This is a genomic window from Otoolea muris (assembly GCF_943193115.1).
Taxonomy (GTDB): Bacteria; Bacillota; Clostridia; order Lachnospirales; family Lachnospiraceae; genus Otoolea; species Otoolea muris.
Genome location: NZ_CALPCY010000009.1, coordinates 97,543 through 122,862 on the forward strand (window position 1 = coordinate 97,543; position 25,320 = coordinate 122,862).

Genomic DNA, 25,320 nt, shown 5'->3' on the forward strand with positions numbered 1-25,320 from the left:
CCTCTTCTGTCAATTTTACTGCTATTGACCGATTTTGGGAAGGGCTGAAAACAAACGTCTTCTCAAAATCGGTCAATGGAGCAATAATAAATTAAGTTCATTCTTTTTTAAGATGTTTTAGAGGCTTTTTAGAGACTGCTCTGATAGAATGGACAAAACTCCACAGAAATGCTGGATAAGCTGTGGATTGAATTTTATATGAGAGGAGAACAACATGAAAAAGAAAGCAGGAAAAATGCTCTTATTGACAGGGGTGCTGTTCATCTTGAGCCTTGCGGTATGTGCCTGTGGAAAGACGGAGGAGGCATCAGATGCCCAGGAATCACAGGTGGTTCAGGGCGAGCCGAGCCCGGAGGATGATACAGAGGACGATGTTTCTGCTCCGGAACCGGAAGCGGATGCAGAAGGAACCGGCACCGGGAATGAACCGGAGCCACCGGAAGCATCACCGGAACCGCAATCCGGTGAAAGCAGCAGCCAGGGAACAGACAGCACACAGAAAGAACAGCAGGCAGCACAAAGTCAAAGTACGTCTGGCGCATCTGCAGAATGGGGGGACAGTAATCCCAATCTGGAAGGGGATATCAAAGAGCTGAAGGATGGGCAGCTTACCGTGGTAGAGGCCATTACAGCAAAGTCGGATAATGGCGGTGATATCATAGCGGTTCCCGGAAACGGGGATGATTCTGAGTTTAACAAGGTTGCGGTTACATACGATGAAAATACCCTGTTTGCTATACAAACGATCTATGATGGAGGGGCCAGATCTGAAATGTCAGAGGCAACAGCGGCAGACCTGGCATCCGGCCAGTTCATTCGGGTATGGGGAAGTTCTTCCGACAGCGGACTGAAAGCAACCCAGATTTGTATTGTAAAAGTGGCCTGAGCCATTGCCTGCCCTCTTTTGATAAGGAGACCCCCCTTGTCAGGAGAGGGCAGTTTTTCTTAAATAAAACCTTTATTTCCTGTATTTCTTTCATAAAAAAGGCATGCCTTAAAAAATTTTGCAAAAAGGTCACCTTTCGTCTTCTGATTGCGTGTCATAAGTATAACAGCATCCAGCCGAAGAATACCCGGAAAGATTTTCGGGCACGGATATAGTTCGCAGGGCAATACTTCTATCTAAAATGGTTTACTAAGCAGAATTCGAAATGGATGATTGGCCAGACAAGTGCCGGGAGGACCATAATGAACAGGCAATTTTTTGAACTGCCATTGGAAAAGCAGGAACGAATCATAAAAGCAGCATACATAGTATTTGCCCATGACAATTACAAAAACGCATCCATGTCCAGGATTGCGGATGCCGGAGGAATATCAAAGTCCCTGCTGTTCCATTATTTTCAGAATAAAAAAGAGCTGTATTTATACCTCTTTTTAACCCCAGTATACAGACAATAAATACGTATATAATACCGGAGCAGTCGTTTGATGTTACATTAGATGGTTGGGAAGCAGTTACATTTGTATCTTGCAGACCGCCAACCTGACCGTATGAGGATATTTCGTTTTTTCTTGTCAGGGATGAACAGACATTATATAAATTTCCAAATAGTACAAAAGGTGATGTAGAGTTATTTGACAGTGTTGGTGCAGTTGCTTTTCGGGATATAAATGATGATGGAAAGAATGATATTATCATCATTATTAACTATATTACAGGGGCAGGGCCACAAGGAATAAAAGGTTTATGCCAGAACAATCTGAAAAACATTTCCTTAAAGATACCAAAAGAAAACTCGTTGTATTTACCGGGGCCCCGGATCCGGAAAATCCAGCATCGTGTTTGACATCATTGCGGCGGAGAGCCAGCGCCAGATGAATGAGACCTTCAGCGCTTATGTCCGGGGCAGGCTCCCGAAGTATAAGAAGCCAAAGGCGGAAATTTTTCCGCTTTTTTGCCCCAAGTGCAAACGGGAAAGTTTAATAAATGCAGTAAATTTACAAGTTACACTATGCGCAGACAAAATCGGCTAATGGAGGTGTGTTAATGAAATACGAAATAGCAAAAAAAGAAAACACTGAACAAATTTATCAATTGGTACAGAACACGATTAACGCTATCTATCCTTTATATTATCCTCAAGAAGTAGTTGAATTTTTTTGCGGGCTTCATTCAAAGGAAAACATTGCCACAGATATAGAAAATGGTTTTGTAAGAGTTTTGTTATCGGGTGATTGTTTAGTGGGAACAGGCAGCTTCAAGGAAAATCACATATCAAGACTGTTTGTTGTTTCTGATTTTCAGAAAAAAGGATATGGCAGTTATATTATGCAATGCCTTGAAAAAGAAATATCTCTTAATAACACTATTATTTACTTAGATGCTTCTCTTGCGGCAGCCTGTTTTTATGAACACAGGGGATATAAAACCTTAAAGCATGAAGAATTACTTATCAATAGAAATACAAGGTTAGTTTATGAAGTAATGGAGAAACGTATAGCAGTTCCTAATACAGATATTTTTTATGATGGAAAATACTTTATACCAAAGATGAATACTGAAAATGGTGAAGTGGATAATCAAACGCTTTTTTTATATCATCAAAATGAGAATATTTTATGGGCGGATTACTATGGCGGGGAAATAAAAAAAGGGAGTATAGTTGGAACGGTTGCTTTGAATGGAGAAATAGATTTTTATTATCAGCATATTAATTTGAGTGACCAGATAAGAATTGGGAAATGTCACAGTGTACCACAGATTTTAAGTGATGGCAGAATAGAACTATCAGAACAATGGCAGTGGCTGAATGGCGATGAATCAAAAGGTTCGTCAATCGTAATAGAAAAAACCGCCGATGAAAAATGAATATCATCATAGAGCCAGACGCATAGACGCAGATCCGATGAACGTGTCAAGCCGGCCGCTTCTTGAAGATTATTTTTCGGGAAATGAAATCTTATGCGTAAGGAAAGCAGGAAGCTGTCATTTTTTTCCATCCCTTTGGGCATCATCAGCGGGGGCATCGTTGGATACCTGCTTATCCCCGGCGTCTGGCAGGACAGGCAGAGGATGAGCGCCATCAGAAAGGCCGCGGTAAGTACCTTTTTATATTTTTACATGGTTTATTGTCATTCCTTTCTGTTTTTCTCACAGTGAGAGCGGGGTTGCGATGAACGCCCCGACCATGCTTGTGAGCAGCCGCAGGCATCAGGCGTTCATGAGCAGAAGAAACACCTGCCCGCTGAACATCCGGCGCCACCGCACCGTTGGCACAGACACCGATGATGGCTAACATCACGGAATTAAAGTCCGCGAAACTCAAAGCGGGCAGGTCGGAGTCCATGATCCAGTGGTACGGGGTTCCGCCAATCTTTAAGACAGTATCCACAATCCCGTTCGAGAAATAGGCCAGCAGGATGAAGAGGACGGATCGGATGCTCAGGCGCACCGGCTCCTCCGCCTCAATGCCGGCCCCCAGACCGAAGTGGTTATAGGGTCAAGGCCGTTCATCACCTGTTCGGCGATCCACTCTACAATGCTGTCTAAAATACCCATAAACGATCACTCCTTTCCGGCGTCAGCCACTCCATTTGCCATACGCAAAGAACGGGGTGATGTAGGCCACGATGAACCCCAGGCCGTTTAACATCGCCCAGGTGATGCAGATGCGTTTCAGCCATGCGCGGCTTTCATCCACCGTGCGGCCGGAGCGGGAGAAGTTCATCATCAGCAGGGCCACCGAAGCGGTGACGATAGCAGCCGCGGTGGAGATCCGTACGATCTGGTTATAGACGTCCTTCATAATCTCCGTGGTTCTCGTCCATACATCTGCAGCATAGACCGGTTGTGGAAAGAAAAGACCATGCCGCAGAGACAGGCACGGTCTTCTTTCTTTGGGCTGGCAGGCGATGAAAAGCCGGATTATACGGTAAGGAACTGTTAAGAAATAACTTTTCAATAGTGCGCAGGATTTTTCTTCGAGAGTGCCACTCAAAAATCAGGCGCATAGTGGGCTATGTAACTGATTTTTGAGTGGTACTATCGGAGAAAAAGACAAGCAATATGAAAAGTTATTTCTTGACAGTTCCTAAGAGGCGTAAAAAAGCACCTCTTTGGAAAGGGTTCTTTCTGAACTTTGAGTATGACAGCACCGCAATTAAGCCGTCAGATAAACGTTCTGACGGCTTAATTTATATCAGATCCATAAGGGTAAAATCTTTGGTTTTGATCAGAAAAGCGAGCTTGCATTTTGGGGTCAGGTATTCCTACAACCTGCTCCCGGAAAAGCTTCCCGCGGTCAACCCACCAGCGTACTTTGCAGTACACAGCCGCTTTGCGCCGGGGAGCCGGATCATCGTGGAGGGCAGCATCCTCCGGTGGAGGAGACGGTTCCGTAAAGACCGCGAATTTTCCGTCCGTGATATCGCCGGTGTGGCGCTGGGACCAGGGAATGGGTGTAATGTACTCTATGGCAGGGACTATCAGATACTGGCTAAATTTGCGGGCAGTATGGAACATGCAGACCTGATGTTCCTTTGGCTGCTCCAGAAGGAGGTTCCCATTGTCTATGCGCCCGACATCTGGCATTCCCCGGCTGAGGCCAGCCCTGAGCCGGAACCGGTGAGGTCTTCTGCTCTTCAGCAGCAGTTCATTCTCCGTCTGAAACGTTCTGCCCGAATCGGGTTTACGGGGATTGGGTGGTTTCTCCTGTTGATTGGAGTGGCTCTTTTCCTAGAGCGTGTTTGAAAATTGCTTTCTGGTAGCTGTGCGTGCCACTTTGTGGGAGATTTGGGCCAAATGAACGCGGCGCAGTGGGCTGCGTTAAGTGAATTTGGCCCAAATATACCGCGAAGTGGCGCGTGCAGATGCCAGGAATGAATTTTCAAACACGCTCTAGCGGGTGAACCGATTATTTTCACGCCAATGGAATACCGCTTGCTAAAGGTGTTGGTGAAAAATCCGCAGATCGTTTTGACAAGACAGGTACTTCTTGAAAAACTGTGGGACGCAGACGAAAACTTTGTGGATGAACACGCCTTGACCGTTGTGATCAGCCGTATCCGTGGAAAGATTGAAATAAACGGTCTGCAATATATCAAAACTGTCTATGGCATGGGCTATATGTGGATTGAAGGGCTGAAAAAGTGAATGCCGGCAGACTTTCCATCAACCGCGCCTGTATGGCTTCGAAGGTGGGGGATGGCTCAACTTTTTCCGTATTTCTGCCTCATGGATGAATGGAAAAGGGCAACCGATTTTCTCGGCTGCCCTTTGGTCATGGTTCTTTTACTTTATGGAATCTACCACTACAAGAATATCGTCGGTAGCTGCTGTATCGGGAGAAATCCCAACATAGATGTCGCCATAAGAAATATGGAAAGTAAGACCACCAATTTCTTCAAGTTTGCTTTCTGTAATATCTGTTGGTTCGTAAATTTCTCTTTTCACTTCTGGTTTATAATTCATGATAAAGACCACCAAACTATTGCCAAGAGTATTGGGGTCAGGAGCAACTTCCTCTCCTGAGATTTCCTGTGGAATACCATAACCTGTGGTATATTGCACACGGAGCATATAATATACCGTACCATCTTTCATTGTGGTTTCATAAACATCTGCTTTCCCAAAATGATACCCATCCGGCAGAGAAGCTGGTAAATATTCGCCCAAAGTATCAAAGCCATAAGCGTCCACTTCCGCAATACTTTCAACCGTAGCGTTTGCGACATCTTCAATACTTTCTGTGGCGGGATATACTGCTATGGACGCAATTACAGGGTCTATCCCGTCGGGATGCGTTCCTCCTGGGTCAATGCCTGCACCGTGGTCGGGGAAAACATTGGGGATTTGGCTTACGGCAATTCCAGTGACTACAAGGCATAAACAAGCCGCGATCGCTCCCCACTTGATCCAAATGGGCTTTTTGCTTTTCTTTTTGTAGTTGATAGCTTCATCAACATACTTGCTGTCAAGCTCGCTCATGGCTTCGGAAAACTTCTTTGAGTTCATACGAATACCTCTCTTTCTGCTAAATAGCTTTTCATTTTCTGACGGATACGAGCCAGCCGGACAGAGATATTTTTCTCCGTAAGCCCTACAAACTCGGCTATGTCCTTACAGCTATCGGAAAACCAATAGCGGCGCATGAAGATAACGCGGTTTTCAACAGTCAGCGTGTCCAGAAAACTTTCAATGATACGGGCTAACTCTCTGGCTTCCACTTCGGCTTCCACTGTGTTCGGGTCTGCTATACAGGCTTCGATCTCCTCCATAGCAATCGTGTAAGTGCTGTTTCGTTTGGCTGCTTCCTTTCTGTAATAGATTTTCAGTGAAATGTTCCGAACGATCTTACAGATATAGGTCAAAAGCGGGTTTGGCTTTGCTGGAGGGATTGCGTTCCACGCCCCTAAGTAAGCGTCATTAACGCATTCCTCCGCGTCCTGCCTGCTGTTTACAATGTTATACGATAGCTTGTGGCAAACCTTACCGTATTTTATATCCAGCTCCCGTATGCCCTGTTCTGAACGCCCAAAAAACATTTCAATGATTTTTTCATCTTCTATCATCACACCGCCTCCTTTCCGGCTTCATCTGTTTACTACGGTTTCAGCGGAAAATATTACATCAAATCCAAAAGTTTTTCAAAAAAATTATACCACACCTTTTTGCGTGCGATGTAAGTAAGTTGCCTGAATGTACCTTTGCCGCTTTGCTGGCGGCTCTGTGTCGTCCCTCGTTGAAAGAGGTGGTCAGACAGCTATCCTCACCAATGAGGTACTTGCCGCTGCCCTGTTCAAGTTTCGTTTTAATGAACAGGAAGTATAAGAAATCGCTTTCATTTTTGGAAAAACGGATATATAATAAAGCAACGACAAACTGGGATTTGTAAAGCTGAAAGGAGATTTCTATGAGCGCAGACCTGCCTTTTTTCAAATACCACCCTGATCCATTCGCCACTGGGACTTTTTGCAGAATGGACGAGCCGGTTTTCTGCCCCTGCTGCGGCCAGGAGACCTCTATCATCTACGCGGGGCCTTTCTATTCTAAGGATGAAGTGAATTACCTGTGCCCCCACTGTATCGCCAGCGGTGCGGCGGCGGAGAAGTATAGCGGCGAATTTCAGGATAGTGAATCCACTGACGAGGTGGACAGCCCCAACAAACTGGACGAATTGGTTCACCGCACCCCCGGCTACTGCGGCTGGCAACAAGAGTATTGGCGCGCCCACTGCGGCGACTTCTGCGCCTATCTGGGCACGGTGGGCTATGCGGAGCTTGAGGAAATGGGCTTGGTGGATGAGGTTCGTGAAACCCTGCTCGATGACTGGTATGAAGAAATTTTCACCGACTTGACAAAGGACGGCAGTACGGTTGGCTACCTGTTTCGGTGCCTCCACTGCGGGAAATACCTTCTACATATCGACTGTGACTGAAAAGAACTTAGTGCGAATCATTTTAGTTTTTCGGGGGATTTCATCTTTTGGGCGAAATCCCCCTTGACAAATGCTCTCCTGGGTAAAATTTTTAAGAAAACTTGCGCTTGTGACATTTCTGTGACAATTGGCTGTTATGATAGCAGAATCACAGAGAAATCGAAGTTTTTTATAAAGCAGGGGAAAATAAATCAGAGAGTTTAAAATGGCATGATTATTTCGCTCCAACAAAATACAACAGGAGATGATTTTTGTGTTTGGATTTGGAAAAAAAGAGGATAAGGCCCCGGAGAAGCGGTTGGCTGAGCTCCAAAGAAAAAAGGGCTGGGGTGTCCAGAACCTATTATGAGGTGGGCGTGGCCGCTATGGATGCGGGCGACCTACATAAAGCCCAGCGGTGGCTCCAACGGGCGGACACCATTTACAGCGCTGACGACAATATCTATGATAAGGTGGGGGAGAAACTGATGGACGATTGCTCCGACCGCATTGGACGGCTGGAGTATGAGGACGGACTGGCCGGCCAAAATATTCCAGGTGTGGTAGATTTGATTGTATTCGAAAAGTACCGGAGGAAGAAAATAGCTACTATGTTATTGGATGCAGCAGAAAACATTGCAAAACAGCATTGCAATAAAATATATCTGGATGTATGCTTAAACAGCGACTACGGACCTGCCCAGAGATTCTATATAAAAAGAGGCTATATTCCTGATGGAAAAGGGGTGTATTATAAAGAAAAAGTATGTGAAACAGATGCTGTTTGCAGGAATGATGATGAGCTGACACTATGTCTGGCAAAAGAATTGTGAATCGTATCTCAAACTATCTGAATTTAGGAGGAGAGATAAAATGGTAGAATCGGGGTTTAAGACAAAAGCACAGGAATTGATTAAGTTGATGGTAGATACGATTGCAGACAAAGAATACGCAAAACTTGTATCCAGCATTCCACCAAAACTTTCATGGGCCGCTTTTATTGACGCAGAACCGACATCAGAAAATGCCTGCCTGGGATTTGGGAAGTGGTTGGTTGAACAATTTGCTATGTGGGAAGAATATGAAGATAAAGAGTTTGTGGTAGACCATTTCCAAAAATCCTGTATGGAAGATATAGATGATACGGACGAAGCAAGGCTTGAAACGGATAATAGTGATGTGGTGTGTTACAGACCAATGAGTTTTGGAGAAGAGTTGGATTTTTGGTTTGAAATAGAGTTTTTCACAGAGGATGGGCAAATAAAGGCGGTATTCGATGTAAATATATAAAAGCTCAACTTCCGGTTTGAAGGAGGTAACACAAATGGATATATCTTTTTTCTCTAACGATTATACTGTACGCCGCATGGAGAAAGCGGATGTCGCGGATATATATTTACTGTGCAGTAAAAATGGTTTGTATTACCAATACTGTCCGCCATTTGTGACAGAACAGAGTATTCTTGATGATATGAAAGCCTTGCCTCCAAATAAAGAAATATGCGACAAATATTATGTAGGGTACTACAAAGAGGAAGAATTGATTGCTGTAATGGATTTTATTATGGCATACCCTGATGAAAAAACTGCTTTCATAGGCTTTTTTATGACAGCGGCATCGATTCAAAATGCTGGCATTGGAAGCAGCATTATTGACGATCTGTGCCGCTATCTGGCCGACATCAGGCTTTCGAGCATACGGCTTGGCTGGGTGAAAGGCAATCCCCAGGCAGAGCATTTTTGGCATAAAAACAATTTTAAAGAAACGGGGATTACATACGACACGGATAACTACACTGTGGTTGTAGCTCAACGAGTTTTATAGATCAGGATTTGATAAGGGGAGGAGACCCAAATGTCAGAATTACACAGCATTCCGCTTACCTGCAAAGAGGGCGTGTACAGCGTTTTTGATTTTTATCAGGACGCCGATGGTGAGGACGCAATCTTCTTTGACTATGACACACAGTATCAAATGCTCACCTATGATATCCCTGTTGGGCAGGACTGGCGTGGGATGACGCTGTACAGCGTGCCGGAGAAAGACATTTTTCGGACGCTGCGCGCCTGCTATGGGGAGGACGGAGAGCTTCTGAAGATTACGGCTGTGCTGAACGGTCACGAAACACTTTTGTATATCCGCTATGAAGATGAGGAAGATGCCAGGAAGAAAATCCGGAGATTTGCAATCCGAAACGCAAACGCCATCATTGAGCAGATCCAGCAATGCAAGGATGTTGTGGCAAGGCTTTTCGTTGATTTTTACATTGATTCGGAAACAATCGATTATCATGCGATGATCGGCGCCGTAGCGCAGATGGAGGCGGTCAGACAGAAATACCATGATGAGGATTCATGTGACTGCTCCGGCAACTATCCGTCTGAATACATTGAGGGTGACAATGAGATGCTGATTACCATGGTGCGCTGTGCCGAGGGCCATCCGTCAGCGAACTTCCAATATGCAGTGGAAATTATGTCAAAGCACATCGAGAAGTACGCCTTGCCAGCCTTGCGCAGGACTGAGGATTTCAAATTTATCTGCGAGGAATACGATTAAGCAGCTGAGTGCGGATGGCGGAACAGAAGGGGGCGAACAAGATGTCAAAGCATAGCTTAAATATAGCCGTTAAATATGGGGAATCTTTAAGAGAATTTCGTGATCAATCCGAGGCTGAAGATTATTATATTTCATATAAAGACGATTTGCTGAACAGATTGAAGGCAATTAGTACGCAAGCGTCCGCGTTTTTTCCTGACTATACGATTGAAAGCCTGAAAAAATTAGAAAATTGGTATTTTAATTTATATGAGAAACAATCATTTGATAAGGCAGGATCAACACAAGAAGACTTTGAAAGCATGATGTCTGTTTATTGGGGCGAGGTCATTATTAAAAATAACGAAGACGCTGAATGGGTAGTTGAGGAATATCCTTTTTCACAAAAAAAGTATGAATTGTTGGTACATAAAGGGTTTTGCAGTGTATCAGTAGTTGATAAATATCATGATCTGTATCACAAGCAGGGCAATAAGCGAAGAAATCTGTTATTTAGAGAGTATAACAGGTATTTTGCAAGATAGCTTTCCACTTGCAGATGAAGCAGGGAAACAGTACAGGACTTTTTCCAAGAAGGCAAAGGAACCTGAGTATAAACCGTCGGCCTGTGACATTTCTGTGAGAATTGGCTGTTATGATAGTGGTATCACAGACAAACTATATCTTGTGGCACGAAGTGCCCTAGAGCGTGTTTGAAAATTGCTTTCTGGTAGCTGTGCGTGCCACTTTGTGGGAGATTTGTGCCAAATGAACGCGGCGTAGTGGGCTGCGTTAAGTGAATTTGGCACAAATATACCGCGAAGTGGGGCGTGCAGATGGCGGGAATGATTTTTCAAACACGCTCTAGTATAGCTCGATTCAAATAACTCTATGCATTATAGATTTTACAGACTACCACGATACTTGTGTTTTTCCGGACAATAATGTAAAGTTATTTAAATTGGCTTATACTAGAGCGTGAATTACGGTATGCCCTTTGGTATGATTTTGTGTAAAATTTCAAGATACTATGAGGTGTGAATTTATGGAACTGAGGGATGTGGAAATATGTTTGGGGATCCAATTTCCGGAATTATTTCATACGATCAATAGCAGTGGGATGATGGATTACTTAAGGCACTCCAGGGAATGGATCGAAGATAAAATCGCAAACGATATGAATTATGTATGGCGGGGAGATTTTTTTGGAGAAGGGATGGGCGATTGCTGGCTGTTTGCTTTTGAGAACTTTCCAAGTGCCTGTGATGAGTTGTACGAGTGTCTGAACTTTGACTTGAAAATTTATCCGGAACGCCAATCCATCAATCCCCTATACAGGCTTGTTCCGTTTGCGCATAGAATATCCGGCGATAAATATTGTTTTTTATATGAAGATGTGGAACAGGAGCCTAAAATAGTGGTATATGGACATGACACAGGGGATGTCGATTTGTGGGCAACGAGTTTCGAGGAATTTTTGTATTTCCAAATTGTTGTAGAGGTGATGGATAAAGACAGGGAAATTCATTCGGATTATATAAAGGCGCACATTCAATGGTTGAATGATGCGCATAAACGTCTTTTGGCGGAAACGCCGACAAAAGATATTTGGGAACAATTACCTGAACCGCAGGGATTAAATATTTGGACGTTTTAATTAGATTTCGGTTTGGAGTGCATTTATATGGTTTATTTTTCTAACGGACAAATAACTATTCGTAATATGGAGTGCATAGATGCACAAGCAATTACGGATGCTGAAATTGAACAGGGATGGGATGCGACCATTGAGAAATATCAAAAAAGATTGGGAGATCAACAATCAGGGAAGGCAATTTCATTGGTTGCAGAATATTCTGGAAAACCAGTTGGCTATATAAAATGTACTCTCGGAATCTCTCTGCGCCTGCTTTTGCGGCTGATTTTCCGCCAGATGCACCCAAATTTAATCAACGTACGCTCCACGTACGCCTCATAAATTTGTGCACATCTGACAAAAAATCATCTCACAAAATCAGGCGCAGCGAGATTCCGAGAGTACATTAAATATTTATCCCAATAGTGCGTGGGGAGCATTTGGAGGAAAAGGCTACCCGGAAATCGTTGATTTTGGCGTTTTAGAAAAATACCGGAACCGGGGATTGGTACAGTTTTGATGGATATAGCTGAAAAAATCGCCGCTATATATGCGGACATAGTGTACCTGGGTGTTGGACTTCACAGTGGCTATGAGATATCTTCTTTATTACAAAATCTGGATATTCGATTTCCCGGTAACTGCCATAAGTTTTTGGCTGCTTCACATACCACTGCCCGTCAGGGACCTGGGCCTTGTTTTTATTTGCCTTCCAGTCTGCGGCCCTTGCCTGGGCCTGCTTTTTCGTGGGGGCCGTAAAGCTTTTGTAGTGTTTCTTCCCTTCCGCGTCGGTATAATCGTATACCTGTACGCGGATGCTCCCGGATGGGAGGGCGTTCTTTTTCTTCTTTGCCATTTTGGTACCATCCTTTCCTATTTTTTTGTATAAAAATAACGCCATACCTTTGACAGGAGGCGCGGGAGATGGTACAATTCTTTTGTGATTGGGATTGTATCATCTCCGGCACACTGCCAGAGGTATAGAATCTATGTAAGAACCGTTCCTGTTGGCGCAGGGGCGGTTTTTACATTCTGTAATAAATCATAAACGAGCTTAGTTATCGTTACATCTGGCCGTACTGGAATTTGACACGAAGATTACAGGTTCTTCTTTGCAAATTCGATATAATATTTTTCTGCCTGGCTTTCTGTTAAATTGTAGTGTTTCTGTAATTTTGCAAGGGTTTTCTCTTTGGGGACTTTTTCTTCAATGTTGTCAGTAATCAATATTCGGATCCCGTGTATTTTGGCTTCTGCCTCTCCCTCAGCTCTGCCTTCTTCACGTCCCCGCTGTTCAGCTTCAAGTATCCCCTGATTATAGTCCCGTATCGCTTTTTCACGCGCTTCATATTCACGCCGTTTTTCTCTGTCCTGGCTGATCACCTGCAGGTGCTCGTATGCGCTGCCGATATATGGATTTTTTGTAGCAAGCATGTCAAATTCCTCCTTCCTCTCGGAATTAATAAACTTTGCCCATAACAGGATATCGCTGCTTCCATCTATTAATTCCGGAGGCAGCTTTGGAAGCTCCAGGACATGGAATTCCATTTTGTCCGTGTAAAGGGTTTGCCTTGAATCTTCCCGGATGTGGAAACAGGAGTAGAATTCAGGATCCTCACGGAACAGCACAAAATCCAGGATGCTTATACTGACACATTTTTTAAATACCGTGTAATCCTGTCCGGGCCTGATCTGGTCTGTATACATCTTTGCCGGATAGAACAGGGCGCGGTCTGCCCATACATTCAGTATGGATAACTGGATCTCGATATCAATTTCAGTATTATTGTTCATCAGGATCCGCACATCCACGATCCCCTGCTTTTCATCCTCGTGCAGCTTCCTTAAGCTGGTATTTAACAGTTCTGTTTTGCGGATATCGGCCGGGTTGAGATTTAAGACAGCGGACAGGAAGCCGATCCGGGCCTTTTCATCCATCATGATCTCTTTGAAGGCGTAGTCAATTTTGGGTTTCATCAGAAAATCTGACATGATATCCATCCCCCTTTCGTTTTTTTTTCGGAATAACAGACCTATATATTTCAGGTACGGCAATCTTAATTTGACAAATTATTCAATCTGGCATATAATATGCTTAACGGGGAACCGGTAAGCCAGAGTAAGGCTGGCCACCTCGGTTTTCAAGTTGCGATAAAAAATAGTGCCTCTACTTTGCGGGTGAGGGCGCTATTTTTTATGTATTAAAACTAGCGTGATAACTGCGCAAAGCATAATTACAAAGGTAAAAAGACTATCATATGTAACATACATGGCAGATTGGCTCCTTTCCATTATGGAGGTGGCCAACGATACGCCCCTACCGGCTCCCGGTTAAGCATATTATATTATTAATGTGAGTGCTAAATCTTATCTTAATTTACCCATATCTTTCATCCTCAATTCTATGAGTCGTTGCTCATATCCCAGCAGTCTGGAAAGCTGATCTGTACTATATTCCCGATATTCAGCCATCAGGTCATCCCCAACAAGTAAATCCATAGCAAAGGTATCGGCTTCTTTTTCAAATCTGCTTGTATTAAAACCAGTTCTTGTGTTCATGAAAATGAAGTTGGCTTTTTTGTGCAGGAACATGTGCCCCATTTCATGCGCACACTCAAACATTTGCTCATGACGCGGCAGGTTTTCATCTATGTAAATGATATTGTTTCGCTTAAAATACTGGTAAAAGGCTCTGGTGTCAATCAGCGGAACGAATAGCAGTATGACATTTAATCCCCGGATAATTTCAAAGGGATTACGAGTCTGAAATTTTCTGGCCAGCTCGTCAGCCTTTTTCTTGATTGCCATAATGATCAGCCCTTTTTATATTTTTTCGGAGTATATTTTTCCTTATTCTTTTTCTTTGCCATCTCCATTCCAATTTGCATAGCGGATAGAATAGAGTCTATCGCTTCCGGGCTGGCCGGTTTTCCGTCAAACATCAGACCTTCCTGGGACATGAGTTGTTCCCGGGTTTGATCCAGAATTTTGGTAATGTCACGTTTGTCTTTTGCTGTAAGAGTGGGTTCCATTTTATAAGCAGGTTCTTTTCCAGTTGTTAAGTAGTCTATAGTAACGCCAAAAAAATCAGCAATTTTTTGAAGCTTGTCCTGCTTAGGGTTGCTTCGTCCACTTTTCCAATCAGAAAAAGTGGATTTTGTAATTCCGGTTTCCCTAACGATATCGGCATCTTTTAGCCCATTTGAATCTCGTAACTTACAATAAATTTCGTACATTTATATCACTCCTAAGAAAAAAAGTTTTGAAATCCTTACAAAAACCATTAATAAGTTCTGAAATCCGTGTTATTCTAAAAACAAGTTAGGAAATCAAAACAGGCCATATGTTTTTGGTTTTAATATATCTGGTAAATGTATCATAACTGATTTCCGAACCAAAATCAAGAGAAAAGTTCGGAAAGGAGGAAAAATATTTCGTGTAGGAAAAATACATCGCTCTGAGAGATAAAAAAGGCATATCAGATTATAGAGTTGCCGTTGATACGTAAGCGTCAAATAAGATAGTGGATAGAAAAATAACCACCAACCCTCTAGAGCGTGTTTGAAAAATGCTTTCTGCCAGATGTGCGTGCCGCTTTGTGGGAGATTTGGGCCAAATGAACGCGGCGCAGCGGGCTGCGTTAAGTGAATTTGGCCCAAATATACCGCGAAGTGGCGCGTGCAGATGCCAGGAATGAATTTTCAAACACGCTCTAGGACACGCTGTGCTTCATGCTCAGATTGCCATGATGAAAGGATTTCAGGAAATGGAAGTGTTGGACGGCAGCTCGTTGGAAGAAGATGAAGCAAATTTCTTTGCAGCAGAGTTACTCTTAGAAGACAGCGAAGTATTAGAGCTTTTGTCCGAATACTCTTTCTTTGAAACCGCAAAACAGCTTTACGTTCCCGCAGCACTGCTGGACTATAAATTCAGCCTTCTGCACGAAAAAGGTGAGCTGGTAAATCCCATGTACATCCGGAAATCAGATTTCCTGAAAGACGATCTTGGAGATTACGACGATACAAACCATTTTGATTACGAATAACAGGGAGGTGCTTCAACCATGTTAGATAACTCTAAAATAACAAATACAGATGAGCTGGAATTTGCTGTATTCTGTATCGAAAATATTGCCATCAGGCTGGGAAAAAATGCCGAAGAAGTTTATCATGCGTTGACTGAAAAAAGCGATATTTTGAGTAGCTATACCGTACCAGAGTATGAGATGCTTCATACCCAAAGTAAAGACTATATCGTAGATGATATTATCAGCTTAATGGAAGAAAGGGGTATCCAATTATGATTTTATATCATGGCTCCTATCCGGAGATTCAAACTCCTGACTTATTACATTCCAGAGAAAATGTCGATTTTGGACGTGGCTTTTACACAACACCTATTTACGAACAGGCAGTAAAGTGATGTGAAAAATTCAAGCGTCGTGGCAAAAACGGAATTGTTTCTCGTTACAGTTTTGATAAAAAGGCTTATCAGGAACTCAAGATTTTAAAATTTGAAAGCTATTCTGAGGAATGGCTCGACTTCATTTTGAAATGTAGAACCGGAAATGATACAACAGATTATGATATAGTGATTGGTGGTGTCGCCAACGATAAGGTGTTTAATACCGTTGAGCTTTACTTTGATAATCTGATTGACAAAGGGGAAGCGATCCGCCGCCTGCGCTATGAAAAACCCAACTTACAAATATGTTTCCGAACACAGAAAGCTCTTGATGAGTATCTGCACTATGAGGGGAGTGAACAGATTTGACCGCCAATCCTATTTTACTGCAAAAAAAATATGCCCGAATTATCGAGCACTTTTCGGAAAAAGAAAACCTATCCTTGGATGATGCCCTGAGCTTCTTCTATCGCTCAACCATTTATCGTCTAATCAGTGAAGGAGTATCTGATCTGCACTGTATGAGCGATGAGTATTTGACGGAGGAACTGATTTCCGAGTATAAAGAGAAAAATTAAGATAGTTCCAAATTCATAAAGCAGACCTGTTGAATTTATCAGGTCTGCTTTTGCTTTTGAAAAATAAAACCATCTTGGCATCTCGCAAATTGGTTATCAGGAATTCCGAGTTATCAGAAGTATTAGATAGAAAGCCCGCCCTACTTGGCTGCGCCTCAAGGCGCTGGCTTTTCTCTTAAGGCCGTGGGAAGCCTGCCCTTCGCAGCCTTCCCACGGCTCCGTTCAAGCCACATTGCTTTTGACTCGTCGCTGCCCCTTAAGGGGCGTTTGTACTACTCAGCCCTGACCCTTAAAAGGGTCTTCATACTCCTTTACACTCAGCTTATCCTGCATGATGTCCGCTTTTTCCTGATCCTGGATATACTTCTTTATGGCGGCTTCATTCCATCCCACCGTACTGACATAATATCCCTCTGACCAAAAATGACGATTCCCAAATTTGTATTTCAGGTTTGCGTGCCTTTCAAACATCATGAGCGCACTTTTCCCTTTCAGATATCCCATGAACGAGGATACGCTGATTTTCGGTGGTATGCTTACCAGCATATGTACATGGTCTGGCATAAGATTCCCTTCTAATATCTCTACCCCTTTATAACTACATAGCTGTTTTAATATATCCCGCAGATCAGCTTTGTATTGATTATATACTATTTTTCGTCTTACTTAGGTGTGAAGACGATGTGATATTTGCACATCCACTTCGTATGTGCGAGCGAATTTGTTTGCTTTGCCATGAAATCACCTTTCCTTTCTTTATAATAGTGGCCTGAACACCCCTATTATAACGGAAAGGTGATTTTTTGTATAACAAACGATGCGCACCCGCATAGCGGATGGTTCTCTGTTGAGGGCATTTCCATTTTTCGGAACACGAAAAACTCCAATGCCCTCAACTGGCTAAAGCCGTAAAAGAAAAGCTAGCAGTACAGATAGTCTATCTGTACCGCCGGCTTTTCTTTTCTGCCCTATTATATTTGTCACAGTCAGTTCTACAAACAGAGGATTGTATATTTCACTTTAACCGCCCATTACGGCTTAACAACAGTATAAACCCGTTGACCGATTCAAAGAAGATGTCAAATTAATTCTTAGTTTTCCTTTTGAGAAGTAATGGAACAACAACGATTTTGATATTCCTCCGGCATCTGCAACTTTTAATATAGAGGCTTCCTTATAACCATTTTGGAAAAACACCTGTCCCTTCCGTGCGGCGTTCTCCTATCTGATTCCCTCAAGCATTTCTGAAACAAATTGATATGACTGCTGTACTGCCTTATCATAATTCCTGTTGATTGCCTCCTGCCCGGCCTCTTTATCATTATCGGAAATGGAACGGATCGCAATAAACGGAATCTTGTTCAGATAACAGACATGGGCTACGGCTGCAGTTTCCATATCAATGCACAGTGCATCCGGATGAATCGGCTCCTTCTCATCCCGCCTGCTATTCCTGAAAAAATAATATGTACTCTCGGAATCTTGCTGTGCCTGATTTTGTGAGATGATTTTTTGTCAGATGTGCACAAATTTATGAGGCGTACGTGGAGCGTACGTTGATTAAATTTGGGTGCATCTGGCGGAAAATCAGCCGCAAAAGCAGGCGCAGAGAGATTCCGAGAGTACATTAATTGCATCCACATCATATCTGTCGATTAAAAGCTGTGCCGTAATGGATGCGTTAATCTTTCCACAGCCAGAACAAACTGCCGTTGTGCATATATCCTTTATTGTGCCGTCATGAAACGAATGCATTGCACATTCATCCGTTTTCCTGAGCGCATAACGGACAGGTATGGGACAAGTTCCCTGGCCGTTGCACACATAATCCCAATTTTACTTTCTGTACCCCAATCTTTATTCATAGTCTGCTCCTTTATCACTCATTGTCCTTATTCATCTGCCCCTGTGATTTCAGCAATCAAACGCCTGCGTCCCTCCTGCATCCGCTTTCCAGCATTTTCAAACCAGTTTTCTTCCGCATATTCCCGGAGTGGAAGCAGCGTTTCCTTTCCCTCCTGTACAAACGGATAAAACAGTTCCCATGTTTCGTTTTCCAGAGAAATTTGTGCAACGAATTTTGTTTCGATTTTTTCCGTTTCCGGTTCACTATTCATTTCCACGATATATCCATCAATGATCCTCCCTGCCGCCTCCTTCTCCCCAGGCGATTTCAGCTCATCCCTGGCCTGCAGCATTCCCTGTATCAGCGGGTCATCCTCCGGTTCTCTGATCCGTTTCCAGTCTGCCTGGAATGTCATTCTCCGAATCAAAAATCCAGCCTCTTTGCTTTCTTCCGTAACAAGAACCTCACAATTCTCCAAGTTATAACGTCCCTTCTGGGATTCCTGCATAATACTGGTTACCTGTTCCGCTATTTCCGAATCATAGCTGTCAACAAACGCTTCCTCTTTCGTGCATCCCGCCAGACATATGGCTGTCATGATTAAGATTATCCCGAATTTAACCCCTGCTATGTTCAATTTCTGTTCACCCCTTTTCATTTTCTTCCTCGAAATCTGCATCTGGTAAAGGGGCATCTCTGAAATCTGCTATGTAAAAATCCGCCGCCTGCTCCATCTGTACCCTGTACCGGGCAGAATATTTGTCATATACAGCGCATACCAGCATTCCGGCCTGTTTTGCGCTTTTGACAGCCGGCAGAACATCCTCGAAGACCAGACAGTGCTGAGGAGCTGCTCCTAATCTCTGCGCCGCTTCCTCAAAGCTGCGGGCACAGATTTCAGTCACATAATCTGCCGGAACCGGCAGTCCACGCTTCTGTAGAAAACAAATATCAATCTTCTCCCAGACATCCATCAAATCAAGCAGTGTACCATCCAGGTCAAAAATCACGGCTTCAAACCTCGTATTTGTCCTCCTCACATAAAAAATGTACTCTCGGAATCTCTCTGCGCCTGCTTTTGCGGCTGATTTTCCGCCAGATGCACCCAAATTTAATCAACGTACGCTCCACGTACGCCTCATAAATTTGTGCACATCTGACAAAAAATCATCTCACAAAATCAGGCACAGCGAGATTCCGAGAGTACATAAAATGCGGCTGAAATATCAAACAGGAAATGAACTGCCATACACAAATACAAGGAACCTGTGCTGATATACAAAAATCCGAACAATATACCCAGAAGCCCTGTTTTTATCACGCCTTTGATACCTTGATAAAAATGGGCTGCCCCAAAGCAGACACCTGCCAAAGCTGCCAGAAGAAACGGCGGTAATTCCGGAAAAATTCTCCTCAAAACATACAACAAAAATCCCCTGAATACAATCTCTTCGCAGATACCTGCTGCCAGTGCCGTTGCAACAAAATAACTTTTCTCCCGCCTGGTTCTTGGAATAAGCCCGTTTACAACACGGTCATAGACTTTCCCTGAATGTGTTTTTTCCTCTATCTGTTTCGAAACAGAGCCCCTGTAAGACGGATTCATCAAAAACACAGCTATTTGAAAAATAAATACCGCACTCAGCAGGCCGCATAGAATCCATGTTCCAAACATCAGATACCTATGGCTTCCCTGCAAAAAGCGGATCGGTCGGAAGCCTGTTTCCTCCAGGGCAGCCGGTCCCATAACAATAAGTAACATAATAACACCCCCGGAAACCACATTCCACAGAAAGGAAAACCGGTATCTTTGTATCCGTTTTTCTTCTGACAGCTCATTCCCTTTTAATTTTTCTATCGCTGCATACCCTGTATATGCCGTTATAATAAGATAGATGATTATGCCCACAAGTAAAATGATATCCATTGTTCTTCTCCCCGCAATGCAGTCTACTTCAAATAAGCAATTCTCCATTGGCCGACCCGTTTCAAAAAATCCCTTTCCAGGCCGTCCGGATCCAGTTTCCCGGCGGATAGCATCTGCCAGAGACTGTGAAACAGATAGCTGTCAATCTCCTCCAGCAGCATTCCCACGTCAATACCCGGTCGGAACACGGAAAGGTCCACGGACCCCAGCAGCTTGCCCGCTGCATCTTCATATGCTTCTTTATATGACTTCCCGGTTGCCTCCCTGATTTCCGGGGTTTCCGCAAAAAGGGCCTGTAATGAAAATAAATATTCATCGGGGGTCGTTCTCATAAACTCACACCTTGCCAGAACCTTCCGGGTCATGGCCTCAAAGAAATCTGACGTTTTCCTGTAATACTTCAGCTCTATCTCATTTGATATCCTGTCGATATTCTCCCAGAGGTATAAATACAGCTCTTTTTTATTCTTGAAATAATGGAACAACAGGGACTTTGATATGTCACCGGCAGCCGCGATCTTGGATGTGGACGCATTTTTGTAATTGTTATGGGCAAATACCACATATGCTGCTTTTATAATCTGTTCCTGCTTTTCCAATGGCAGTTCAAAAAATTTCCCGTTCATTATGATCCTCCCAGTATTTGTCGCCAGAGCGGACATGCAGGGACAAATCATCCACGGCTTTCTTCCCACCGGGACAGGTCTTGGAATAATGTTTAATGTAAAGCATTGGTAAGCTCCTTTCGTAATTCCCTTATCCATTTTATGTTATACTTTTTATTATCACCCCATTGACCAATTTTGAGAAGACCTCATTCCTCTTTATCGATCAGCTATGCTTAACGTTTCAACAGCGACACTGCCTCCCCGAACAATTTCAATTCGGTTTGCATAGCATTTCTCCAGTAATGCAATCAGATCATTATTACGGTTTTCTGTATGCACACTCTCAATCAGCGCTGTCTCCGGGGAATAATCAATAACCGATACCTGAAACACTTGCGAAATCTTGAATATCCCGTCAATATCCCGATCCGAGCAGTTATTGATTCTTACAAACATCAGCTCTTTCATATGGATAGCAATATCCGTGTAATCAACTACCTTAATTACCTCAACACAGCGGCCCAGCTGCTTTTTTACCTGTTCAAATGTCCTGTCGTCACTGGTTAAGCTGATTGTCATACGGGAAACCGTTCTGTCCTCGGTTGTCCCCACGGTCAGGCTGGACAGGTTATAGGACTTCCCGGAAAACAGTCCCGATATTCTGGCAAGAACCCCTACATCATTTTCAACAAATAAACAAATCCATCTCTTTTTCATATTCCCTTATCCCCGCTTTCCAGTATCATGTCGTCCAAAGCATTGCCGGGCGGAACAATCGGCATAACATTTTCCTCCGGCTCAATGATAAATTCAATGACAGTAGGTACTTTTAGCGTGTGTTTTGCAGTTTCAAGGGCAGCGGCTATCTCATTTTCTTTTGTTACGCGGATACCGTTTGCCCCGTAACTTTCCGCCAGTTTAAGAAAATCCGGCGTATATTCCGGGCAGTGCTCTGTCGGGGCATTGCAGCTGCCGGGGCAGCTTTTCCTGTACCGCATACAGGTGCTGGAATAACGCCTGTCAAAAAACATTTCCTGCCATTGCCGTACATTTCCCAAATAACCGTTGTTAAGTATGCAGATGGTGATTGGAAGTTCATAGCAGATTGCGGTCGCCATTTCCTGAATGTTCATCTGCATGCCGCCGTCCCCGGAAATAACGACAACATCCTTTGACGGATTCCCGATTTTGGCTCCAATAGCAGCCGGAAAGCCATAGCCCATGGTTCCCAGGCCCCCGGAAGTCAGCATCTGTTTCTTTTTGCTTAATTCCAGGAATTGTGTCGCCCATAACTGGTTCTGCCCCACATCTGTGGCAATGATCGCGTTGTCAAACGTATGGTTGATTGCCCTTATCACTTTTTCCGGGGTCAGCCCTTCTGTTTTCATGGAAAGGGGATATTGGCTTTTCCACTGCCTGATCTGCTCCAGCCATTCCTGCGTATCTAATTTCTGCGCTTTTTCAAGCAATGCCAAAAGAGCCGTTTTTGCGTCCGCAACAATGGGAATATCCACCTCTACATTTCTGGAAATCGAAGCGGGGTCTATATCTATATGGATGATTGCCGCATGGGTGGCAAAGTGTCCGGTTTTTCCTGTTATGCGGTCATTAAACCTTGTCCCGATAGAAAAGAGAACGTCACAATGACTGATGGCTGTATTCGCCGCATAGCTCCCATGGATTCCCAGATTCCCGATGTACAAGTCATGGGTTGTGGGAATTGCCCCTTTTCCCATTATGGTAGTAATCACGGGAACCCCTGTCATTTCTGCGAGTTTCCGCATTTCCGAATGTGCATGGCTGATGCCCACGCCGCCGCCAGCCAAAAAGACGGGCTTCCTTGCATGGTTCAATATCTCCAAAGCTTTCTCTATCTGTCCTGCATGGACGGAACGTTTCGGCTTATATCCCCTGATTTCGATTTTTTCCGGGTAGTCATCACTGCCATATTCCCTCTGTATATCCTTCGGTAAATCGACCACAACAACGCCCGGTTTCCCTGTCCGGGCAATGAGAAAGGCTTTCCTGATGACCGCCGCCAGTTCCTCACGTTTGCGGACCGTTACGGCGTATTTGCAGATACTTCTTGTGATACCTACAATATCAACCTCCTGAAAGGCGTCATTGCCAATCAGCCCGGTAGGCGCCTGCCCGGTAAAGCATACCAGCGGAACGCTGTCATAATTCGCTGTCGCTATCCCTGTCACTAAATTGGTAGCTCCCGGTCCGCTTGTAACCAGGCAGACCCCGACTTTTCCCGTGGAGCGTGCGTATCCGTCTGCCGCATGGACTAATCCCTGCTCATGCCGCGGCAAAATAACATCAATATTCTGTTCGCCGTAAAGGGCATTAAACAGGTCAATTGCCTGTCCGCCCGGGTAGGCAAACAGGGTATCTACCTGCTCCGCCCTGAGAGCTTTCACAAATAATTCCGCACCTGTAACCATTATCATTGCCTCCTTGTATGCGTGTACTTGCTTGCTTTTAGGTAAATAAAATGGCACTGAATATACAGTACCATTTATAACAGTTCAGATACCCCTTGAACTGTTACGACATACAGCCATTTAAAATCGCCTGCGGCGATGGGCTGTATGCCCGCGGCCATTGCGTTATCGTACGGTCAGCGCGGTAAACGCGCAGACCTATCTGAACTGTTACTGCCATTTTTACTTCTGTACAATCCCATTTACAAATATCTTCACACTGTTTTTGATAAATTCTTCTCTGCCCACATCCATAAGGTTCTGGCCAAAAGACGCATTTAAAAAGGTATAACCAAACGTGGAAGAAAAAACAGTCATCGCCAGACTTTCAAAATCATAATGGGGAATTTTCCCCAGCTCCTTCATTTTCCTGAAGTATTCTGTCAGGGAAGAAATAAATGCCTGCGGTACTTTCATGATCATAGAGGCCGTTTCTTCATAAAGCTGCGGCGCTCTTAAGCCAATAGACAGATTTACAAAATCCGGAGTGATTTTATCCATATATGCGTTCATAAACATCTCTAAATCCGGCTCTAACTCCCATTGCACATTTTGAAAAAGCTCCGGCGTAACATGCGCTCTCCATTTTTCCTGAGATACACCATGGAGTACAATATCTTTTTTATTTTGAAATTTACGGAACAACGTACATTCGTTTACACCGGCTAATCGCGCGATATCTTTTGTCGTTGTGGCAACATACCCCTTATCACGAATCAGAGACATGGTTGCATCAATGATTTTTTGGCTTGTTTCGTCCATTCCCCCACCTCTTATAAGCAAGTGCTTGCTATCATTCTATTCTCCTTTTTGTAAAATGTCAATAGAAAAGATAATCTTATGAGGTATGCTCCAAAGCTTTCCTTAAATCCGTTATATATAAACCCTGCTGCCTTTTCAGATATGCTTTCATAAAGGGTTTCATAAAAAGCTTCTTTGCTGTAACATCCTCCGTGAAATCAATCGTTGTCACGCCGCCTTTGCTGGAGAAAATCCCTGTCCAATGCCCATGCATATTATCATTCTCCATATCAAATTCTAAACGCCGGCATTCTTCCCTCACTGTAACGGTGAAGGCAGTCTGGTAGCCGGATGTTGTATATTCCACGAACTGCTTATCATCTATGATTTCAACCCTGCTCAGATCGCTGCGCCACGCCGTATCCTCCAGAGAAGTCACAATCTCCCAAACCTTTTGCAGTTCTGCGTGAAAGTCTGCCCTTATATTTGAAACTGCCATCTTAATGATTCCTTTCTTTCAGGTATACCCTTTTCCACTGTCCAGCTCTTTTCAGGAAGTCCTTTTCCAGAGAATCCGGGTCCAGCTCCCCGGTTGAAAACATCTTCCAGTAACAGCTGAGAAGATAACCGTTAATCTCCTCTAACAGCAGCTGCGTATCAATCCCCGGCCGGAACAGGTCCATATCTGCCGGCCCCCGTATATCTTCTGTCCCGTGAAGATAGGCTGTCTTATAATGATTCTGAAGTTCTTCCCTGATTTCCGGGTTTTCCTCAAAAAATGCCCTTAATGTAAACAGGTATATGGTCGGGTCTTCCCTCATAAAGACACAGCCTGCCAGAACCTTCTGGCAGAGAATCTCAAACAAATCCGTGGTCTGCGTATCTCCCGTCCTTACTTTTTCACGGTAAAGCCTGCCTGCATGCTCCCAAAGGTACAGATACAGTTCCTTTTTATTCCCGCGGGCAACGAGCCAGGCGGACATGCTGGCATGTCCATTTGGCGACTGCCGCGAGGGTCAAAGCCCTTGTAGCTTGCTATGGGGGCTTTGACTTAAGAAATAATGAAACAGCAGGGATTTGGATACGCCGCCGGCATCCGCAAGCCTGGACATGGACGCATTTTTATAGCTGTTCCTGGAAAACACTTCATATGCCGCATTTATGAGCTACTCCTGCCTTTCCTGGGGAAGCGCAAAA

General features: G+C 43.9%; 42 protein-coding genes and 4 pseudogenes. 21 read left to right on the forward strand and 25 right to left on the reverse strand.

From position 1 onward, the window contains the following. The first annotated feature begins 214 nt into the window (after positions 1 to 214). The 5 genes and pseudogenes from NFS31_RS08010 (at position 215) to NFS31_RS08025 (ending at position 2,812) form a co-directional block, all read left to right on the forward strand. Positions 215 to 886 (forward strand): hypothetical protein, encoded by a 672-nt coding sequence (locus NFS31_RS08010; RefSeq protein WP_251493295.1) that lies wholly within the window; start codon positions 215 to 217, stop codon positions 884 to 886. A 302-nt stretch (positions 887 to 1,188) separates the two neighbouring features. Beyond that, positions 1,189 to 1,401 carry a TetR/AcrR family transcriptional regulator gene (locus tag NFS31_RS08015; protein ID WP_331482559.1) on the forward strand — a complete coding sequence of 71 codons (213 nt, stop codon included), beginning with the start codon at positions 1,189 to 1,191 and terminating at the stop codon, positions 1,399 to 1,401. 278 nt (positions 1,402 to 1,679) lie between these two features. Further along, a pseudogene (locus tag NFS31_RS27475) lies at positions 1,680 to 1,884 on the forward strand (hypothetical protein); the annotation flags it as partial. Then, a complete protein-coding gene (locus NFS31_RS28245) occupies positions 1,885 to 1,977 on the forward strand; it encodes a cysteine-rich KTR domain-containing protein (protein WP_416389440.1) in 93 nt (30 codons plus the stop codon). Positions 1,978 to 1,990: 13 nt separating this feature from the next. After that, positions 1,991 to 2,812 (forward strand): GNAT family N-acetyltransferase, encoded by an 822-nt coding sequence (locus NFS31_RS08025; protein ID WP_251493297.1) that lies wholly within the window; start codon positions 1,991 to 1,993, stop codon positions 2,810 to 2,812. A gap of 214 nt (positions 2,813 to 3,026) precedes the next feature. Here the strand turns inward: NFS31_RS08025 and NFS31_RS08030 are convergent, their stop codons facing one another. Then, entirely contained in the window at positions 3,027 to 3,395 is a 369-nt protein-coding gene (locus tag NFS31_RS08030) for a hypothetical protein (RefSeq protein ID WP_251493299.1), read from the reverse strand. 129 nt (positions 3,396 to 3,524) lie between these two features. Then, a complete protein-coding gene (locus NFS31_RS08035) occupies positions 3,525 to 3,749 on the reverse strand; it encodes a hypothetical protein (protein ID WP_331482560.1) in 225 nt (74 codons plus the stop codon). 416 nt (positions 3,750 to 4,165) lie between these two features. On the opposite strand from NFS31_RS08035, the gene NFS31_RS08040 reads away from it, so the two are divergent. Next, complete coding sequence (locus tag NFS31_RS08040) at positions 4,166 to 4,693, forward strand: hypothetical protein (RefSeq protein ID WP_251493301.1); 528 nt, start codon at positions 4,166 to 4,168, stop codon at positions 4,691 to 4,693. On the opposite strand, the gene NFS31_RS27480 is transcribed toward NFS31_RS08040, so the two are convergent. Then, positions 4,585 to 4,812: a DUF6783 domain-containing protein gene (locus tag NFS31_RS27480; protein ID WP_334303060.1), complete on the reverse strand. Its 228-nt coding sequence runs from the start codon at positions 4,810 to 4,812 to the stop codon at positions 4,585 to 4,587. The genes NFS31_RS08040 and NFS31_RS27480 overlap by 109 nt on opposite strands. On the opposite strand from NFS31_RS27480, the gene NFS31_RS27485 reads away from it, so the two are divergent. Next, positions 4,807 to 4,851: a hypothetical protein gene (locus NFS31_RS27485; protein ID WP_334303061.1), complete on the forward strand. Its 45-nt coding sequence runs from the start codon at positions 4,807 to 4,809 to the stop codon at positions 4,849 to 4,851. The genes NFS31_RS27480 and NFS31_RS27485 overlap by 6 nt on opposite strands. Next, positions 4,838 to 5,095: pseudogene (locus NFS31_RS08045) on the forward strand (winged helix-turn-helix domain-containing protein); the annotation flags it as partial. The gene NFS31_RS27485 and the pseudogene NFS31_RS08045, both read left to right, overlap by 14 nt. Positions 5,096 to 5,233: 138 nt before the next feature. On the opposite strand, the gene NFS31_RS08050 reads toward NFS31_RS08045, so the two are convergent. Beyond that, positions 5,234 to 5,956, reverse strand: coding sequence for a hypothetical protein (locus NFS31_RS08050; RefSeq protein ID WP_251493303.1), 723 nt, complete (start codon positions 5,954 to 5,956; stop codon positions 5,234 to 5,236). Next, positions 5,953 to 6,513, reverse strand: a complete 561-nt coding sequence (locus NFS31_RS08055) for an RNA polymerase sigma factor (RefSeq protein ID WP_251493304.1) — start codon at positions 6,511 to 6,513, stop codon at positions 5,953 to 5,955. Before NFS31_RS08055 ends, NFS31_RS08050 begins: the two co-directional genes overlap by 4 nt. A 341-nt stretch (positions 6,514 to 6,854) precedes the next feature. Between NFS31_RS08055 and NFS31_RS08060 the strand changes: the two genes are divergently transcribed. From NFS31_RS08060 to NFS31_RS08085, 6 genes are all read left to right on the forward strand, one after another. Then, positions 6,855 to 7,379, forward strand: coding sequence for a CbrC family protein (locus NFS31_RS08060; RefSeq protein ID WP_251493306.1), 525 nt, complete (start codon positions 6,855 to 6,857; stop codon positions 7,377 to 7,379). Positions 7,380 to 7,636: 257 nt separating this feature from the next. Further along, positions 7,637 to 8,191 (forward strand): GNAT family N-acetyltransferase, encoded by a 555-nt coding sequence (locus NFS31_RS08065; protein WP_251493308.1) that lies wholly within the window; start codon positions 7,637 to 7,639, stop codon positions 8,189 to 8,191. Positions 8,192 to 8,231: 40 nt separating this feature from the next. Then, entirely contained in the window at positions 8,232 to 8,648 is a 417-nt protein-coding gene (locus NFS31_RS08070; protein WP_251493309.1) for a hypothetical protein, read from the forward strand. Positions 8,649 to 8,682: 34 nt separating this feature from the next. After that, on the forward strand, positions 8,683 to 9,183 hold the full coding sequence (locus NFS31_RS08075) for a GNAT family N-acetyltransferase (RefSeq protein ID WP_251493312.1): 501 nt from the start codon (positions 8,683 to 8,685) through the stop codon (positions 9,181 to 9,183). Positions 9,184 to 9,213: 30 nt separating this feature from the next. After that, on the forward strand, positions 9,214 to 9,918 hold the full coding sequence (locus NFS31_RS08080) for a hypothetical protein (protein WP_251493314.1): 705 nt from the start codon (positions 9,214 to 9,216) through the stop codon (positions 9,916 to 9,918). Between the two features lie 41 nt (positions 9,919 to 9,959). After that, a complete protein-coding gene (locus NFS31_RS08085; RefSeq protein ID WP_251493315.1) occupies positions 9,960 to 10,442 on the forward strand; it encodes a hypothetical protein in 483 nt (160 codons plus the stop codon). A gap of 108 nt (positions 10,443 to 10,550) precedes the next feature. Here the strand turns inward: NFS31_RS08085 and NFS31_RS27490 are convergent, their stop codons facing one another. After that, a complete protein-coding gene (locus NFS31_RS27490) occupies positions 10,551 to 10,706 on the reverse strand; it encodes a DUF6783 domain-containing protein (RefSeq protein ID WP_334303062.1) in 156 nt (51 codons plus the stop codon). A gap of 21 nt (positions 10,707 to 10,727) precedes the next feature. Here NFS31_RS27490 and NFS31_RS27495 point away from each other — a divergent pair, with 21 nt between their 5' ends. From NFS31_RS27495 to NFS31_RS08095, 3 genes are all read left to right on the forward strand, one after another. Continuing rightward, positions 10,728 to 10,784, forward strand: a complete 57-nt coding sequence (locus NFS31_RS27495) for a hypothetical protein (protein WP_465223430.1) — start codon at positions 10,728 to 10,730, stop codon at positions 10,782 to 10,784. Between the two features lie 158 nt (positions 10,785 to 10,942). Continuing rightward, positions 10,943 to 11,554, forward strand: a complete 612-nt coding sequence (locus NFS31_RS08090) for an SMI1/KNR4 family protein (RefSeq protein WP_251493317.1) — start codon at positions 10,943 to 10,945, stop codon at positions 11,552 to 11,554. Between the two features lie 27 nt (positions 11,555 to 11,581). Continuing rightward, positions 11,582 to 11,875, forward strand: coding sequence for a hypothetical protein (locus NFS31_RS08095; RefSeq protein ID WP_251493319.1), 294 nt, complete (start codon positions 11,582 to 11,584; stop codon positions 11,873 to 11,875). A 202-nt stretch (positions 11,876 to 12,077) separates the two neighbouring features. Here NFS31_RS08095 and NFS31_RS08100 read toward each other — a convergent pair whose 3' ends face one another. From NFS31_RS08100 to NFS31_RS27500, 5 genes are all read right to left on the reverse strand, one after another. Further along, positions 12,078 to 12,389, reverse strand: coding sequence for a hypothetical protein (locus NFS31_RS08100; protein ID WP_251493321.1), 312 nt, complete (start codon positions 12,387 to 12,389; stop codon positions 12,078 to 12,080). Positions 12,390 to 12,631: 242 nt separating this feature from the next. Beyond that, positions 12,632 to 13,525: an Rpn family recombination-promoting nuclease/putative transposase gene (locus NFS31_RS08105; RefSeq protein ID WP_251493322.1), complete on the reverse strand. Its 894-nt coding sequence runs from the start codon at positions 13,523 to 13,525 to the stop codon at positions 12,632 to 12,634. 375 nt (positions 13,526 to 13,900) lie between these two features. Continuing rightward, the gene (locus NFS31_RS08110) at positions 13,901 to 14,341 is read right to left on the reverse strand and encodes an ImmA/IrrE family metallo-endopeptidase (protein WP_251493324.1); all 441 of its coding nucleotides are present in this window, start codon (positions 14,339 to 14,341) and stop codon (positions 13,901 to 13,903) included. 5 nt (positions 14,342 to 14,346) lie between these two features. Beyond that, on the reverse strand, positions 14,347 to 14,769 hold the full coding sequence (locus NFS31_RS08115; RefSeq protein ID WP_251493326.1) for a helix-turn-helix domain-containing protein: 423 nt from the start codon (positions 14,767 to 14,769) through the stop codon (positions 14,347 to 14,349). Between the two features lie 247 nt (positions 14,770 to 15,016). Beyond that, a complete protein-coding gene (locus NFS31_RS27500) occupies positions 15,017 to 15,238 on the reverse strand; it encodes a DUF6783 domain-containing protein (protein WP_416389436.1) in 222 nt (73 codons plus the stop codon). Positions 15,239 to 15,299: 61 nt separating this feature from the next. Here NFS31_RS27500 and NFS31_RS08120 point away from each other — a divergent pair, with 61 nt between their 5' ends. The 4 genes and pseudogenes from NFS31_RS08120 (at position 15,300) to NFS31_RS08135 (ending at position 16,515) form a co-directional block, all read left to right on the forward strand. Next, positions 15,300 to 15,578, forward strand: a complete 279-nt coding sequence (locus NFS31_RS08120) for an ImmA/IrrE family metallo-endopeptidase (protein ID WP_251493327.1) — start codon at positions 15,300 to 15,302, stop codon at positions 15,576 to 15,578. An 18-nt stretch (positions 15,579 to 15,596) separates the two neighbouring features. Further along, complete coding sequence (locus NFS31_RS08125) at positions 15,597 to 15,836, forward strand: DUF3791 domain-containing protein (protein WP_251493329.1); 240 nt, start codon at positions 15,597 to 15,599, stop codon at positions 15,834 to 15,836. Beyond that, positions 15,833 to 16,306, forward strand: a pseudogene (locus NFS31_RS08130) (DUF3990 domain-containing protein). The gene NFS31_RS08125 and the pseudogene NFS31_RS08130 overlap by 4 nt, the downstream one beginning before the upstream one ends. Next, positions 16,303 to 16,515: a DUF3791 domain-containing protein gene (locus tag NFS31_RS08135; protein ID WP_251493331.1), complete on the forward strand. Its 213-nt coding sequence runs from the start codon at positions 16,303 to 16,305 to the stop codon at positions 16,513 to 16,515. The pseudogene NFS31_RS08130 and the gene NFS31_RS08135 overlap by 4 nt, the downstream one beginning before the upstream one ends. Positions 16,516 to 16,791: 276 nt before the next feature. Here the strand turns inward: NFS31_RS08135 and tnpA are convergent. From tnpA to NFS31_RS28250, 14 genes and pseudogenes are all read right to left on the reverse strand, one after another. Next, positions 16,792 to 17,252, reverse strand: a pseudogene (tnpA, locus tag NFS31_RS08140) (IS200/IS605 family transposase). Positions 17,253 to 17,553: 301 nt separating this feature from the next. Next, on the reverse strand, positions 17,554 to 17,712 hold the full coding sequence (locus NFS31_RS27510; RefSeq protein WP_251493333.1) for a TetR/AcrR family transcriptional regulator: 159 nt from the start codon (positions 17,710 to 17,712) through the stop codon (positions 17,554 to 17,556). 24 nt (positions 17,713 to 17,736) lie between these two features. Then, positions 17,737 to 17,913: a 5'-methylthioadenosine/S-adenosylhomocysteine nucleosidase family protein gene (locus NFS31_RS27515; protein ID WP_334303055.1), complete on the reverse strand. Its 177-nt coding sequence runs from the start codon at positions 17,911 to 17,913 to the stop codon at positions 17,737 to 17,739. Between the two features lie 494 nt (positions 17,914 to 18,407). After that, on the reverse strand, positions 18,408 to 18,959 hold the full coding sequence (locus NFS31_RS08155; protein ID WP_251493335.1) for a hypothetical protein: 552 nt from the start codon (positions 18,957 to 18,959) through the stop codon (positions 18,408 to 18,410). A 46-nt stretch (positions 18,960 to 19,005) separates the two neighbouring features. Then, positions 19,006 to 19,401 (reverse strand): HAD-IA family hydrolase, encoded by a 396-nt coding sequence (locus NFS31_RS08160; protein ID WP_331482561.1) that lies wholly within the window; start codon positions 19,399 to 19,401, stop codon positions 19,006 to 19,008. Between the two features lie 140 nt (positions 19,402 to 19,541). Continuing rightward, positions 19,542 to 20,288 carry a CPBP family intramembrane glutamic endopeptidase gene (locus NFS31_RS08165; RefSeq protein WP_251493337.1) on the reverse strand — a complete coding sequence of 249 codons (747 nt, stop codon included), beginning with the start codon at positions 20,286 to 20,288 and terminating at the stop codon, positions 19,542 to 19,544. 23 nt (positions 20,289 to 20,311) lie between these two features. Further along, positions 20,312 to 20,914, reverse strand: coding sequence for a TetR/AcrR family transcriptional regulator (locus tag NFS31_RS08170; RefSeq protein WP_251493339.1), 603 nt, complete (start codon positions 20,912 to 20,914; stop codon positions 20,312 to 20,314). Beyond that, positions 20,895 to 21,020 carry a hypothetical protein gene (locus NFS31_RS26865; RefSeq protein WP_275563880.1) on the reverse strand — a complete coding sequence of 42 codons (126 nt, stop codon included), beginning with the start codon at positions 21,018 to 21,020 and terminating at the stop codon, positions 20,895 to 20,897. Before NFS31_RS26865 ends, NFS31_RS08170 begins: the two co-directional genes overlap by 20 nt. Before the next feature lie 92 nt (positions 21,021 to 21,112). Continuing rightward, positions 21,113 to 21,613 (reverse strand): acetolactate synthase small subunit, encoded by a 501-nt coding sequence (gene ilvN, locus NFS31_RS08175; RefSeq protein WP_251493341.1) that lies wholly within the window; start codon positions 21,611 to 21,613, stop codon positions 21,113 to 21,115. After that, positions 21,610 to 23,343, reverse strand: a complete 1,734-nt coding sequence (gene ilvB, locus NFS31_RS08180; protein ID WP_251493343.1) for a biosynthetic-type acetolactate synthase large subunit — start codon at positions 23,341 to 23,343, stop codon at positions 21,610 to 21,612. The genes ilvN and ilvB overlap by 4 nt, the downstream gene beginning before the upstream one ends. Before the next feature lie 222 nt (positions 23,344 to 23,565). Continuing rightward, positions 23,566 to 24,144, reverse strand: coding sequence for a TetR/AcrR family transcriptional regulator (locus tag NFS31_RS08185; RefSeq protein ID WP_251493345.1), 579 nt, complete (start codon positions 24,142 to 24,144; stop codon positions 23,566 to 23,568). A gap of 76 nt (positions 24,145 to 24,220) precedes the next feature. After that, entirely contained in the window at positions 24,221 to 24,622 is a 402-nt protein-coding gene (locus tag NFS31_RS08190) for an SRPBCC family protein (protein WP_251493347.1), read from the reverse strand. A 1-nt stretch (position 24,623) separates the two neighbouring features. After that, positions 24,624 to 25,106, reverse strand: a complete 483-nt coding sequence (locus NFS31_RS08195; RefSeq protein ID WP_251493349.1) for a hypothetical protein — start codon at positions 25,104 to 25,106, stop codon at positions 24,624 to 24,626. A gap of 33 nt (positions 25,107 to 25,139) precedes the next feature. Beyond that, positions 25,140 to 25,286 carry a TetR/AcrR family transcriptional regulator gene (locus tag NFS31_RS28250; RefSeq protein WP_416389441.1) on the reverse strand — a complete coding sequence of 49 codons (147 nt, stop codon included), beginning with the start codon at positions 25,284 to 25,286 and terminating at the stop codon, positions 25,140 to 25,142. Positions 25,287 to 25,320: the final 34 nt, after the last annotated feature.

Excerpts from the sequence above, each read along its gene's own strand:
- NFS31_RS08125 (WP_251493329.1), top strand. The coding sequence starts at position 15,597 with ATGTTAGATAACTCTAAAATAACAAATACAGATGAGCTGGAATTTGCT.
- NFS31_RS08060 (WP_251493306.1), top strand. The coding sequence starts at position 6,855 with ATGAGCGCAGACCTGCCTTTTTTCAAATACCACCCTGATCCATTCGCC.
- NFS31_RS08155 (WP_251493335.1), bottom strand. The coding sequence starts at position 18,959 with ATGACAGCCATATGTCTGGCGGGATGCACGAAAGAGGAAGCGTTTGTT.
- NFS31_RS08035 (WP_331482560.1), bottom strand. The coding sequence starts at position 3,749 with ATGAAGGACGTCTATAACCAGATCGTACGGATCTCCACCGCGGCTGCT.
- NFS31_RS08075 (WP_251493312.1), top strand. The coding sequence starts at position 8,683 with ATGGATATATCTTTTTTCTCTAACGATTATACTGTACGCCGCATGGAG.
- NFS31_RS08090 (WP_251493317.1), top strand. The coding sequence starts at position 10,943 with ATGGAACTGAGGGATGTGGAAATATGTTTGGGGATCCAATTTCCGGAA.
- NFS31_RS08055 (WP_251493304.1), bottom strand. The coding sequence starts at position 6,513 with ATGATAGAAGATGAAAAAATCATTGAAATGTTTTTTGGGCGTTCAGAA.
- NFS31_RS08115 (WP_251493326.1), bottom strand. The coding sequence starts at position 14,769 with ATGTACGAAATTTATTGTAAGTTACGAGATTCAAATGGGCTAAAAGAT.
- NFS31_RS08170 (WP_251493339.1), bottom strand. The coding sequence starts at position 20,914 with ATGAACGGGAAATTTTTTGAACTGCCATTGGAAAAGCAGGAACAGATT.
- NFS31_RS08105 (WP_251493322.1), bottom strand. The coding sequence starts at position 13,525 with ATGTCAGATTTTCTGATGAAACCCAAAATTGACTACGCCTTCAAAGAG.
- NFS31_RS08195 (WP_251493349.1), bottom strand. The coding sequence starts at position 25,106 with ATGTCCGCCTGGCTCGTTGCCCGCGGGAATAAAAAGGAACTGTATCTG.
- NFS31_RS08085 (WP_251493315.1), top strand. The coding sequence starts at position 9,960 with ATGTCAAAGCATAGCTTAAATATAGCCGTTAAATATGGGGAATCTTTA.
- NFS31_RS08070 (WP_251493309.1), top strand. The coding sequence starts at position 8,232 with ATGGTAGAATCGGGGTTTAAGACAAAAGCACAGGAATTGATTAAGTTG.
- NFS31_RS08025 (WP_251493297.1), top strand. The coding sequence starts at position 1,991 with ATGAAATACGAAATAGCAAAAAAAGAAAACACTGAACAAATTTATCAA.
- NFS31_RS08050 (WP_251493303.1), bottom strand. The coding sequence starts at position 5,956 with ATGAACTCAAAGAAGTTTTCCGAAGCCATGAGCGAGCTTGACAGCAAG.
- NFS31_RS08010 (WP_251493295.1), top strand. The coding sequence starts at position 215 with ATGAAAAAGAAAGCAGGAAAAATGCTCTTATTGACAGGGGTGCTGTTC.
- NFS31_RS08095 (WP_251493319.1), top strand. The coding sequence starts at position 11,582 with ATGGTTTATTTTTCTAACGGACAAATAACTATTCGTAATATGGAGTGC.
- NFS31_RS08110 (WP_251493324.1), bottom strand. The coding sequence starts at position 14,341 with ATGGCAATCAAGAAAAAGGCTGACGAGCTGGCCAGAAAATTTCAGACT.
- NFS31_RS08185 (WP_251493345.1), bottom strand. The coding sequence starts at position 24,144 with ATGGACGAAACAAGCCAAAAAATCATTGATGCAACCATGTCTCTGATT.
- ilvN (WP_251493341.1), bottom strand. The coding sequence starts at position 21,613 with ATGAAAAAGAGATGGATTTGTTTATTTGTTGAAAATGATGTAGGGGTT.
- NFS31_RS08190 (WP_251493347.1), bottom strand. The coding sequence starts at position 24,622 with ATGGCAGTTTCAAATATAAGGGCAGACTTTCACGCAGAACTGCAAAAG.
- NFS31_RS27515 (WP_334303055.1), bottom strand. The coding sequence starts at position 17,913 with ATGGAAACTGCAGCCGTAGCCCATGTCTGTTATCTGAACAAGATTCCG.
- NFS31_RS08015 (WP_331482559.1), top strand. The coding sequence starts at position 1,189 with ATGAACAGGCAATTTTTTGAACTGCCATTGGAAAAGCAGGAACGAATC.
- NFS31_RS08165 (WP_251493337.1), bottom strand. The coding sequence starts at position 20,288 with ATGGATATCATTTTACTTGTGGGCATAATCATCTATCTTATTATAACG.
- NFS31_RS08080 (WP_251493314.1), top strand. The coding sequence starts at position 9,214 with ATGTCAGAATTACACAGCATTCCGCTTACCTGCAAAGAGGGCGTGTAC.
- NFS31_RS26865 (WP_275563880.1), bottom strand. The coding sequence starts at position 21,020 with ATGCTTTACATTAAACATTATTCCAAGACCTGTCCCGGTGGGAAGAAA.
- NFS31_RS08120 (WP_251493327.1), top strand. The coding sequence starts at position 15,300 with ATGGAAGTGTTGGACGGCAGCTCGTTGGAAGAAGATGAAGCAAATTTC.
- NFS31_RS08100 (WP_251493321.1), bottom strand. The coding sequence starts at position 12,389 with ATGGCAAAGAAGAAAAAGAACGCCCTCCCATCCGGGAGCATCCGCGTA.
- ilvB (WP_251493343.1), bottom strand. The coding sequence starts at position 23,343 with ATGGTTACAGGTGCGGAATTATTTGTGAAAGCTCTCAGGGCGGAGCAG.